The following is an 11,731-nucleotide window of genomic DNA, read 5'->3' on the forward strand; positions in this document are numbered from 1 at the left end:
AGGACCTGCCGTGCCTGTCAGGCGGTGCTTCCCGCCGAGGTCCGGGCGGGAACAGGGACCGGGAGGGCGCCCGTGTCTGCGGCGACCGCGGCCTTCGCCGGTACCCCGATTCCGAGCTTCTCGAGGATTCTCTTCTCGATCTCGTCGGCGAGGTCGGGGTTGTCCTTGAGGAAGTTGCGGGCGTTCTCCTTGCCCTGGCCGAGTTGGCCGCCCTCGTACGTGTACCAGGCGCCGGCCTTGCGGACGAAGCCGTTCTCCACGCCCATGTCGATCAGGCCGCCCTCGCGGCTGATGCCCTGGCCGTAGAGGATGTCGAACTCGGCCTGCTTGAAGGGCGGCGCGACCTTGTTCTTGACGACCTTGACGCGGGTGCGGTTGCCGACAGCGTCCGTGCCGTCCTTCAGGGTCTCGATCCGGCGGATGTCGAGCCGCACCGAGGCGTAGAACTTCAGCGCGCGGCCACCGGTCGTGGTCTCCGGCGAGCCGAACATCACGCCGATCTTCTCGCGCAACTGGTTGATGAAGATCGCCGTCGTCCTCGTCTGACTGAGCGCACTGGCGATCTTGCGGAGTGCCTGGCTCATCAGGCGGGCCTGCAGACCCATGTGCGAGTCGCCCATCTCGCCCTCGATCTCCGCACGCGGCACCAGGGCCGCGACGGAGTCGATCACGATGAGGTCGATCGCGCCGGAGCGGATCAGGATGTCGACGATCTCCAGCGCCTGTTCGCCGTTGTCCGGCTGGGACAGGATGAGGTTGTCGGTGTCGACGCCGAGCTTCTTGGCGTACTCGGGGTCCAGGGCGTGCTCGGCGTCGATGAAGGCCACCGAGCCGCCTGCCTTCTGGGCGTTCGCCACGGCGTGCAGCGTCAGCGTCGTCTTACCGGAGGACTCCGGTCCGTACACCTCCACCACACGGCCGCGGGGCAGACCGCCCACGCCGAGCGCCACGTCCAGCGCGGTAGATCCGGTGGGGATCACCTCGATGGGCTCATTGGGCCGCTCGCCGAGGCGCATGACCGCACCCTTGCCAAATTTCCGCTCGATCTGTGCGAGCGCGGTGTCCAGCGCCTTTTCGTGGTCGGTTCCTGCCATGAGCTGTCACCCGGTCCGATGGTGTGGCACGCCGCACGTCGGAGAACGTGAGCGTCTACTGCCGACAACGGACGTCTCGGAGATCCCAGTAAGCGAACATCCGATCGATTTGCGTGTCCAGTGAAAGGTACCGCACCGAGGGGGGAGCGGGACGGAACGCGACTCCGGAAGCAGCTGCGCCGTCGCCCGATTCCCTGTGCTGAACCGCGGCTCCGTCGCATGCAGTCGACGCTTCCGAATGCCCTTCGCCGGCTTCGTGGCGTAGGAGACTTCGCTGCGGCCGGCCTCCTACCGGCATCCCACGACTCGGATAGGGGTGGCTCCCAGGGCGTGACTCAGGTTCACGGCGTAGCGGTGCGGGGCGACTCCAGGAACGCCGCTTTGGCCGACCGGGGTTGTTCGGCTGTTTCCCGGGGAGACGGGGTGAAGGCCCAGTTCACGTTGTACGGGGCGAGTTGGGCGCTGATCCGGCGGCGCTGGCCGGGGTCGGTGACGGGAGGCAGGGACACCTTCGCACGGCCGTCTGCCAGTTCACATCGGATCTGGTCGTCGGCCATAGCGATGCCGAGGCCGGCCAGGGCCGCGGAGATCGCGCGCCGCGTGGCGTCGAGACGCAGCGGGACCTTGGAAGGTTTGCCGATGTCGGTCAGAGGCAGGGCCGGCAGAACGATGACGTCCTTGGGGGCTGCGGCCCGCTCGGGTACGTGCTGCGCGGCGAAGGCGATCAGCTCGTCGGGCCCGGTGCCGGTCGCGCCGGGCATGAGGGTGACGTAGGCAACGGGAACCTCGCCGGAGTGCTGGTCGGGGCGCCCGACGGCGCTTGCGCCGGTGACGGCCGGGTGGGCGACGAGCGCGTCCTCGATGACGGCGGGGTCTATGTTGTGGCCGCCGCGGATGATCAGGTCCTTCGCACGGCCGAGCAGGTGGATGAACCCGTCCGGATCCACGCGCGCGAGGTCGCCGGTGTTGAGCCAGCCCTCGCGCACACTGCCCAGGGTGTCCAGACGCGGCCCGGTGTCGTCGTGGCCGACGACATAGCCGGGAAAGACGGTGGGGCCGCTGATGGCGAGAATGCCGGGTTCCCCCTGCGGGAGGTCGTGCCAGGTGCCGTCGTCGCCGATCCGTACCGTCTTCACCTGTTGGTAGGGCATGCGCTGGCCCGCGGCCTCTGGGCGCTGGTGTTCGTGCAGGAAGCTCCGAGCGCTGCCGCAGGTGGCCTCGGTGAGTCCGTACCCCTGGCAGAGGGGGACGCCGGTGTGGTGTTCGAACGCCGTCCGTACCGCCGGCGGCAGCGGGGACGCGCCGACGATCGCGAAGCGCAGCGAGGTGATGTCCGCGTCGAGCGGCACCCGGGCGAGACCGGCGTAGACCGTCGGGACCGCGGACAGGGTGGCGATCCGGAAATGCTCGACGATCTTCCAGAAGACCGTGAAGAGCGCCGGTTCACGGTAGCCGAGGGGGCCGGTCCACACACTGTGCTGACCGCGGAACAGCGGTGCCAGCAGGGTGACGACCAACGCGTTGACGTGGAACAGCGGCAGTCCGGAGAACAGCACGGAATCGGATTCCAACACGCTGTTGGCCGCGATCATCCAGGCGTCGGTCACCTCGTTGGCGTGGGTGTGCGCGGCCAGCTTGGGGGCGCCGGTGGTGCCGCCGGTGTGGAAGTACGCAGCCAGGTCACCGGCCTGCGGGGGCACCACGCCAGGATGGAGCTCTGCCGGCTGGGCGGCGGCCTCGGCGTGCAGATAGGCGACGTGGACCCCCTCGACCCGCTCCAGTTCGGGCGCGGGATCGGGCGCGCCGACGGGACGCAGGGCGAACAGTGCCGAGCAGCGCAGCGATGCCGCCACGGTGCGGGCCGTCCGCCAGGCGTCGGCGTCGAGTTCGGGTCCGGCCGCAACCAAGACCCTGGCCCCGCCCAGACCCAGCAGCCGTTCGGCGTGGTCGGCGGCGAGCGCCGGGTTGACCGGTGCCGCGCAGCCCGCGAGCTGGGCGGCCAGAAGGGTGGCGGGCAGCAGCCCGGCATTGGGGGTCAACAGGCCGACGCCGGTGGTACGGCGGACGCCGTGTCGGTGGAAGAGGTTGGCGATGCGGTGTACCTGGTCGCGCAGCTGCGCGAAGGACACGCTCTCGCCGCGTGTCCACTGCTGCGCGCTGGGCAGCACGGTGAGAGCCGTCCGGTCGGGCCACAACACGGCGGCGCGTGCCAGTACGTCGTACGTGGAACCGGGCAGGCCGCGGTCCTCGAGAGCGATGGACTCGATCGTCGCCAGGGCGCCCGGCTGGTCGTATACCGGCCAGAGCAGATCGGGTTGAGGGGCGTTCACAGGAACTGCCTTTCGACGGTGGGCTGGTGGGTGCGCGGCCCGGGCGCCGGTCGCTGCCCGGGCATTCCCGCGCGGATGGGGGAGTCCTGACCGCCCGGCCGGTGTCGCTGGTCGGGCACCGACTGTGATGCCGGTCGACCGCGCTTCCACGGCAAACGGCAATGAGAACGGCCGGTGCGGTCGCACGTGCGCCCCGGCCGTGGTCACGCCAGGCCGTCTTCGATCTGTGCGTACGACCAGGGCCGGAGAGCCTCCAGAGCCTTGCCGACGCGGAAGACAGCGGGGTCGTCGTAGGGGTGGCCGACGATCTGGAGGCCGGTGGGGACGCCCCAACTCGACATGCCGGAAGGGACGTTGAGGACCGGGCAGCGGTTGTTGATGTTGAAAGGCGTAGTCATGGCGCTCCACAGGGTGTCGGCCACCTCCTCGCCGTGCACCACGACCCTGTCGCCGGCCAGGTCGTCGCCCGCGTGCCAGCCGGGAATGGCGGTGGTGGGGCAGATCAGTGCGTCGAATCCGTCCATGGCGGTGGCAAGCGCCCGTTGCAACCGGTGTTCGGCGCGGAGGGAGTCGAGATAGCTCACCCGGGCGCGCACGTGGGTCATGGTGTCGGCGAAGGCGACCGCATACGGGCTGAGCAGCTCACGATGGGTCTCGGCGGCCTCGATGACGAGCGCGCCGAAGATGGTCGAGAAATGACCGGCGACCGCGGTCAGCAGGTCGAGGCGGGTCCAGGGCAGGGTGATGTCCTCCACCTGCGCGCCGGCGTCGGCGAGGGCCTGGGCGGCGGCGCGGGTGTGGGCCTCGACCTCCGGATGGATGTCGTACTCACCCAGCCGCATGCACAGGGCGATACGAGTCCCGGTCACGTCCTCGAAGGAGGTGGGCAGGGTCAACTTGGGGCGGATCGAGGTGTGGTCGCGCGGGTCGGGGCCCGCCAGGACGTTCTGGAACGCGATGACGTCGTCCACGGTGCGGGCCATGGGGCCGTCGCCGCGGTAGTGGTCGGCTGTGAGCACACCCAGACCGGGATTGCGTCCGTAGGGGGCCTTGAAGCCGACGGTTCCGGTGAAGGCGGCCGGGATACGGGTGGATCCGCCGATGTCGGAGGCCGAGGCGAGCAGGGCCGTGCCGGCCGCGAGGGAGGCGCCCGCGCCGCCGGAGGAACCGCCGGGACTGAAGTCGAGGTTCCAGGGATTGCGGGTGATGCCCCACATGCGGGAGTGGGTGAAAGTGGCGAGGGAGAACTCGGGGGTGGCGGTGCGTGCGTGGATGATGCCGCCCGCGTCGAGGATGCGGTCGATCACCGGAGCGTTCTCGGTGGCGACCCGGCCCGCGTGGGCGAGGGAGCCTTCGGTCAGGGTGCGGCCCACCAGGGCGTGCTTCTCCTTGGCCGCCACCGGAATCCCCTCCAGCGGGCGGGGAGCCAGGCCGCGTGTGCCGAGGTAGCGGTCTTCGGCGTGCCGGGCCTGCTCCAGTGCCTCGTCGAAGAGCCGCTCGGTGAAGGCGTTGATCCGCGGTTCGAGTTTCTCCGCACGCTCGATGACGGCCCGCATGAGCTCGACGGGTGACAGCTCACGGCGGGCGAAGAGCCGCAGAGCCTGCGTGGCGCTGAGGCGGACGAGGTCTTCACCGGCGGGCGCGCGACTGGACATGGACGTCCTTCCCGTTCGGAGGCCAAGGGTGCCGGTCGGTCGTCCGGCGGTGGGGTCAGCCTCGGGGACCGGCCCCGCCCGGTCCGCGGATTGCATGGATCCGCCAGGACCGGGGGCGGCGTGCCGGAAAACGCAGGGTGCTCGGGAAGGGAAGGGAAGGGAAGGGAAGGAGAGGTGCGGTGGAAGGAGGAGATTCGGCCGGAGCGAGGGAGGAAGGGAGGAAGGGAGTCGGCCGGACGGAGCGATGCGGGCGGGGAGCGTTTCAGACGACCGGGTGCCACGGATCGATCGGGACACAGCCGGTGCTGCGGCCGTCCTCAGCGAGCAGGCGGCCCATGCGCTTGATCCAGCGCAGGTTCACGGCCCGGTTGAGCACGCGCACGGCCGTGATCCTGGCGGCTGCCTGGACCTCGTAGCGAGCGAGGTCGTCCAGGGCGTGCAGCCACACGACGCTCAGCAGGTTCGCCTCGGCGGACACCGAGGCGGCCATACGCGTGCTCCGCAGGCGGCTCAACTCGTCGCCCGCAGCCATGAGTTGAGCGGGCGGGACGGACATCCAGAGCGTCGCCGAACTGCGCCAGCCCGCGTACAGATGGGCGGCGTCGCAGCGCAGCACCGCTCTGCCGCCGTGAAGGAGCGAATGCAGCAGCCGTCGCACCGTCGACTCCGGGCGGCCCAGTGCGGTGGCGATCGAGGTGACGGAGCGGCGGCCGTCCTCCGCGAGGGCGAGCAGCAGGACGCGGTCCTCGGACGTGAGTGTGGCGGCGGTGCTTTGGGCGCCGCCGTCCTCGGTCTCCGTCAGGTCGCGCCTTTGGTCACGGGAGAGGGAGTCCATGCGCCACTCGCTTGCGTCCCGGTGCACGTGCTGCACCAGGTGGGTGCGCGTGGCGGTCACCGTCTCGATCCGGCCGAGGGCGAGGACGTATCTGCTCATCGACGACATGGTCGCCGTGGCTACCGTCAGGAGCAGGTCGCACGATCCCGCCACCAGTTCCACACTCATGGCCTGCGGGTGTCGGGCGAGCTGCTCGGCCAGCGTCTCCCGAGCCTGCGGCAGGCACGACACCTCGATCAAGGCGAGTGCGCCGTAGGTGACTTGGGAGGGGGCGGCGTAGCAGGTGACCCACGCGTCACCGGACTCGCGCAGCCGGGCCCAGCGGCGGGAGAGCGTGGCCGCGTCCACGCCGAGCGGACGGGCAAGTTGCGCCCAGGGGGCGCGGGGCGCCATCTGCAAGGCGTTGACGAGTGCGAGATCGAGTTCATCGAGTGTTCCCCGGGACGGGGTGTCTTGTGTCGTCGGGCCGTTGAGTGCTGCGGATTCATGCATGTGATCACCTTCCCGGTGCGGATTCTTGCAATTGCGGGGCCGGGCGGGAAGTGGCCTGTTCTGTATGCCGCAACACACCGCAGCACCCGCTCTCAGTCCTCAGCCCTGGAGAGTCCTCCATGCCCCGTTCGCGGTTCCTCTCCGGCGCCGTCATGGCCGCCGCCACGTCCCTCCTGGCCTCCGCCTGCACCACCGGCCCAGCCGGCGGCCCTTCCTCGGGCGGCGCCAGGAGCGGGGGCACCGTCAAGATCGGTGTCACCTCCGACGTCACCTCGTTCGACCCGGCGAAAGGCGCGGGCGCGACCGACTACCTCGTCACGTCACTGCTGTACCAGCCGTTGATCGGCCAGGACGACGGCGGAACGTTTGTCCCCGGCCTCGCCGACACCTGGACCTCCACACCGACGAAGACGACCCTGACCCTGAAGAAGGGCCTGACCTGCTCCGACGGATCGGCGCTCACCGCCGCGCAGGTCGTCGCCTCCCTCAAGCGCTACCGGGCGACCTCGGCCAATGCCCTGCTCACCTTCGGCGCCGCGAACGCCGGAAAGAAGACCGGGATCACCGGCGACGACGCGACAGGCACCGTCACCATCACCACCGCCGCCCCGTGGGGCGAGGTCCTCGCCGGCCTGTCCGGCACCGGCGCCGGGATCATCTGCGGGGCCGGCCTCGATGCGGGCGCCGCCGCGCTCGCCCGGGGCGCCGTCAAGGGCGCGGCCACCGGCCCCTACGAGATGGCGGCGGCGCGGCGCGGAGCCTCCTACGAACTGCGGCTGCGCAAGGGCTTCGAGGCGTATCCGCGATTTGCCTCGATGCCCGCGGGGAAGCCGGCCGACCGCCTGCGGATCCAGATCTCGAAGAACGAATCGACGCTCGCCAACCAGCTGCAGACCGGCGCACTCGACCTGGCCCCCATCACCGGCACGGACGCCACGCGGTTCAAGGGCGACCACACCTTCACGACCAAGTCCGCGCCGATCATCCGCAATTACATCGGATTCAACCAGCGCACCGGGCGCCCGGGCACCGACCCCAAGGTCCGCAAGGCGATCGCGCAGGCAGTCAGCGCGGACGCGTTCAACCAGGTTTTCGGCGGCACCGGACAAGCCCTGACCTCGTATGTGGACGAGAAGGCGGCCTGCGTTTCCACCGACAAATCCCTGCTGACCAAGACCGACAAGGCTGCGGCGAAGCAGGTGCTGAAGGGCGTCTCGATCAAGCTGGAGGGGTCCAACGCGGTGGCCGGCGGCGCCGGCAACTCCTACGTGGCCGAGGCCCTGCGCGCTGCCGGTGCCGAGGTGAAGCTCACCAATGCCGACAACGCCACCTGGGCCACCGACGTCACCGCGAACCAGGGCGACTGGGACGCCACCGTCTACCCGCTGATCACCGGCGCCCTCGCACGCGGCGGCACCTTCTTGCTGGGGCCCGAACCGGCCAAGGGCGGCCTCAACTACGGCGCGGTGAAGAACGCGGAGTACGCGAAGAACTACGTCGCCGCCACTTCCACCACCGACCGCAACGCCAAGTGCGCCGCCTGGCAAAAGGCCCAGGCAGCACTGCTGAAAGCCAACGACGTGATCCCGCTGGCCACCGTCGACGTGCGCTACATCGCCCGCAAGGGCATCTCCTTCGCGACGCCGAGCGGGTCCCTGACCCTCTCCACCCTCCGGATCACCGGCTGATGGCGGCGACATCGGCCGCCGGGACGACCGCGGGGGCCGGGCGCTCATCCCTGCTCGGCCCCTGGGGCACCTACCTCGTCCGTCGCCTTGCCGGGCTCGCCACCGTCGCGGTCACGCTCGTCGCCGGCACGTTCCTGATGGTGCAGCTCATCCCCGGAGATCCGGCCCGCGTGGTCGTCGGCTCCGACGCGACACCCTCCGACGTGGCCAGGGCCCGCCACGAACTCGGCCTGGACCAGCCGCTGCTCGCCCAGTTCGCCACCTACACCGGCAATCTGTTCCGCGGCGACATGGGCACCTCCTTCCAGACGCAGGAGCCCGTCGCCGAGATCATCGGCGGCCGTCTGCCGTTCACCGCCGAGATCGCGCTCATCGCCGTTCTCGTGGTGCTGGTGCTCGCCGTGCCGATCGGACTCGCCACCGCGGCACGGGGCAGCCGCCGCACCGACGGCGCCTTCACCTTCGTCACCGGAACGGTGGGCGCCACCCCTGAGTACATCATCGGTACCCTCCTCGTCCTGGGCTTCGCCATCAAGCTGGGCTGGTTCCCGGCGGCCGGTGCCGAGACCGTCTCGTCGATGCTGCTCCCGGTCGCCGCCCTGGTGCTGCCGGCCACCTGCGTCATGGCCCGCATCGTGCGCAGCGAAGCCAGACACGTCCTGGCCCAGGACTACATGCGCATCGCCCGGGGCCGCCGCCTGTCTCCGCTGCGCCTGTACGCCCGCCACGCGCTGCCCAATCTGCTGACCGCGACCCTCACCCTCGGCGGGCTGATCCTCGCCGGGCTGCTCGGCGGCACCGTCGTCGTCGAGTCCGTCTTCGCCTGGCCCGGCATCGGCCAGCGCGTCGTCGAGGCGCTCCTCGTCCGCGACTACCCCGTCATCCAGGGCTGCGTCCTGATCCTGGGTCTGCTCGCCGCCCTGCTCAACCTCATCGTCGACATCGTCCTCGCGCTGCTCGACCCCCGCACCCTGGCCGGAAAGGCAGGCCACTGATGCGACGCATACGCTGGAACACACCCCTGGTCGTGGCCCTCGCCGGCCTCGGACTGATCCTCCTGCTCGGCATCGTCGCGCCGCTGCTCCTGGAGGAGGAGGCGACCGCGCTCAGCGGCGCCGCACGCGCCCACGCGAGCGCCGAACACTGGCTCGGCACCGACGCCCTCGGCCGCGACGTGCTGGCCCGGACCCTGGTCGCCACCCGCCTCACCCTGGAGATGACCCTCGCCGCGACCGCGATCGCCGCGGTCACCGGCATCCTGCTCGGCACCGGCGTCTGGGTGTCGGGCAGGCGCGTCCGCGAGCTGGGGCTGCGCCTGATCGACGTGATGATCTCCTATCCGGCGCTCATCCTGGCCCTGGTGATCGCCACGGTCCTCGGGACCGGGCCCACCGCCTCCGTCCTCGCCATCGGCCTGGGCGGCGCCCCCGCCTTCGCCCGGCTCACGGCGAACATGGCGGCCTCCGTGGCACAGCGCGACTTCGTGGCGCAGGCACGCCTGATGGGCGTACCGCCCTACCGCGTGCTCGTCCGGCACCTCCTGCCGAACATCTCCGGGCCACTGCTCGTGCTGCTGTCGGTGGCCTTCGCGAACGTGCTCGTCGCACTGTCCGGTCTCTCCTTCCTGGGAGTCGGCGTGCAGGCACCCGACTACGACTGGGGCGCGCTGCTCAACACCGGCCTGGAATCCCTCTACACCAACCCCGCCGAGGCGATCGGCCCGGCCGTGGCCATCACCGTCACCGGAGTCCTCGCGGGCTTCGTCGGCGACGGCCTCTCCGCGGCCCTCGATCCCCGCGCAGGCGGGACGAAGACCACGGCGCCACGACCGGCCACCGTGCCCGCGCCCTCGCACCGGGCCCCCGACGGCGCCCTGGTGACGGTGGACGGCCTGGCCGTCGTCCTGGCGGACGGCACCCGGCTCGTCGACGACGTCTCCTTCCACGTCATGCCCGGCGAAATCGTCGGCCTGGTCGGCGAGTCCGGCTCGGGCAAGTCGCTCACGGCGATGAGCGTGGCCCGGCTCCTGCCACAGGGGCTGTCCGCCCACACGGCGGAACTGACCCTGGACGACCTCGACCTGGCCGCCCCCGAAGCCGACCCCAGGCGTCTGGCGACCGAGATCGGCATCGTCTTCCAGGACCCGTCGTCCTCCTTCAACCCCGCCCTGCGGATGAGCGGTCAGCTCACCGAAACACTCCGCGTCCACCAAGGCGTCCGCAAGAAAGAGGCCGACCGTCGGGCCGTCGAGGCCCTGGAGCAGGTACGGATCAAGGAACCCGCCCGGGTCATGAAGCAGTACCCGCACGAGCTGTCCGGCGGGATGCGGCAACGCGCGATGATCGCCGCGGCGCTCCTGCCCGGCCCGCGGCTGATCGTCGCCGACGAACCGACCACCGCCCTCGACGTGACCGTCCAGGCCGAAGTCCTCGATGTCCTGCAGGACATCAACCGCACACGCGGCACGAGCGTGCTCCTCATCTCCCACGACATCGGCGTCGTCGGCACCGTGTGCCACCGGGTGATGGTGATGTACGCGGGACGGGTCGTCGAGGAGTTGTCCGCAGCCGACCTGCGGGCGGGCCGCGCCCGGCATCCGTACACGCAGGCGCTGCTGGCGGCGAGCCCCCGCCTGGAGGACACCGGCACGGGGCACCGCGCACCGCTCGCCACGATTCCGGGCCGACCCCCGGCGCCCGCCGCCCGGCCCTCCGGCTGCGCCTTCGCCGACCGGTGCCCCGTGGTGCTCGACGCGGTCTGCGCCACACTGCGGCCGCGTCTGGTCGACGACGTGGCCTGCCATGCCGTACGCCAGGAGGTACAGGCCCCATGACCGCATCCCCGTACAAGCTGCGCGTCGAGGAGCTGACCGTCGCCTTCGGACACGGCAGGCGCGCGAGAACCGTGCTGCACGGCGTGTCCACTGGAGTCCGGGCCGGGCAGACCCTCGGCCTGGTCGGTGAGTCCGGCTCCGGAAAGTCGACGATCGCCAAGGCGATCGTCGGCATCCACCCGGCGCGGGCCGGCCGCATCCTCCTCGACGGAGTGGATCTCACCGGCCTCCGGAGGAGGGAGCTCGCCGCGGTGCGCCGTCGGGTGCAGCTCGTCTCCCAGGACCCCTACGCCTCGCTCAACCCGCGCATGACGGTCGGTCAGGCCATCGCCGAGGCCATCGACCCCGTGCGAGCCGATCCCAGGAAACACGCGGCGACGGTCGAGCGGTGGCTGGGGACCGTCGCGCTGGACGGCTCCGCTGCCGACAGGTACCCGCACGAGTTCTCCGGCGGCCAGCGCCAGCGCATCGCGGTGGCCCGCGCTCTGGCCGTGGAGCCCGAAGTCCTGATCGCCGATGAGATCACCTCGGCGCTGGACGCCTCCGTACAGGCCGAAGTGCTCAACCTCCTTGCGGAACTACGGCGTTCCCTGTCCCTGACGATGCTCTTCATCTCCCACGATCTGGCCGTCGTCCGCCATGTCAGCGACGAGGTCGCCGTCCTGCGGCGGGGCGAGCTGGTGGAGCAGGGCCTGGTGCGCGACGTCTACCAAGCCCCGCAACACCCCTATACGCGCCGTCTCCTGGCGAGCGTGCCGACATTCGAACAGAAGGAGGAAGCGGCATGACCAAACCTGAAGGAGG

The 11,731-nt window shown here is 70.6% G+C and carries 8 protein-coding genes; 4 read left to right on the forward strand and 4 right to left on the reverse strand.

The window, feature by feature from the left end; translation table 11 throughout:
- Nucleotides 1–17: 17 nt before the first annotated feature.
- From recA to ACIGXX_RS17985, 4 genes are all read right to left on the reverse strand, one after another.
- Nucleotides 18–1,094, reverse strand: a complete 1,077-nt coding sequence (gene recA / locus ACIGXX_RS17970) for a recombinase RecA (RefSeq protein ID WP_383825484.1) — start codon at nt 1,092–1,094, stop codon at nt 18–20.
- Nucleotides 1,095–1,435: 341 nt separating this feature from the next.
- The gene (locus tag ACIGXX_RS17975; RefSeq protein WP_399976663.1) at nt 1,436–3,424 is read right to left on the reverse strand and encodes an acyl-CoA synthetase; all 1,989 of its coding nucleotides are present in this window, start codon (nt 3,422–3,424) and stop codon (nt 1,436–1,438) included.
- Nucleotides 3,425–3,627: 203 nt separating this feature from the next.
- Nucleotides 3,628–5,079: an amidase gene (locus ACIGXX_RS17980; protein ID WP_361470347.1), complete on the reverse strand. Its 1,452-nt coding sequence runs from the start codon at nt 5,077–5,079 to the stop codon at nt 3,628–3,630.
- 262 nt (nt 5,080–5,341) lie between these two features.
- Nucleotides 5,342–6,406: an Lrp/AsnC family transcriptional regulator gene (locus ACIGXX_RS17985; RefSeq protein ID WP_399976666.1), complete on the reverse strand. Its 1,065-nt coding sequence runs from the start codon at nt 6,404–6,406 to the stop codon at nt 5,342–5,344.
- Nucleotides 6,407–6,525: 119 nt separating this feature from the next.
- Between ACIGXX_RS17985 and ACIGXX_RS17990 the strand changes: the two genes are divergently transcribed.
- Genes ACIGXX_RS17990 through ACIGXX_RS18005 form a run of 4 tightly spaced genes read left to right on the forward strand, consistent with a single transcriptional unit; the run spans nt 6,526 to nt 11,715 of the window.
- Nucleotides 6,526–8,094, forward strand: a complete 1,569-nt coding sequence (locus tag ACIGXX_RS17990) for an ABC transporter substrate-binding protein (protein ID WP_399976669.1) — start codon at nt 6,526–6,528, stop codon at nt 8,092–8,094.
- Nucleotides 8,094–9,089, forward strand: coding sequence for an ABC transporter permease (locus ACIGXX_RS17995; RefSeq protein WP_399976672.1), 996 nt, complete (start codon nt 8,094–8,096; stop codon nt 9,087–9,089). Before ACIGXX_RS17990 ends, ACIGXX_RS17995 begins: the two co-directional genes overlap by 1 nt.
- Nucleotides 9,089–10,927 carry a dipeptide/oligopeptide/nickel ABC transporter permease/ATP-binding protein gene (locus tag ACIGXX_RS18000; RefSeq protein ID WP_399976675.1) on the forward strand — a complete coding sequence of 613 codons (1,839 nt, stop codon included), beginning with the start codon at nt 9,089–9,091 and terminating at the stop codon, nt 10,925–10,927. Before ACIGXX_RS17995 ends, ACIGXX_RS18000 begins: the two co-directional genes overlap by 1 nt.
- Complete coding sequence (locus ACIGXX_RS18005) at nt 10,924–11,715, forward strand: ATP-binding cassette domain-containing protein (RefSeq protein WP_361470337.1); 792 nt, start codon at nt 10,924–10,926, stop codon at nt 11,713–11,715. The genes ACIGXX_RS18000 and ACIGXX_RS18005 overlap by 4 nt, the downstream gene beginning before the upstream one ends.
- Nucleotides 11,716–11,731: the final 16 nt, after the last annotated feature.

The organism is Streptomyces sp. NPDC055243 (assembly GCF_044544025.1).
Taxonomy (GTDB): Bacteria; Actinomycetota; Actinomycetes; order Streptomycetales; family Streptomycetaceae; genus Streptomyces.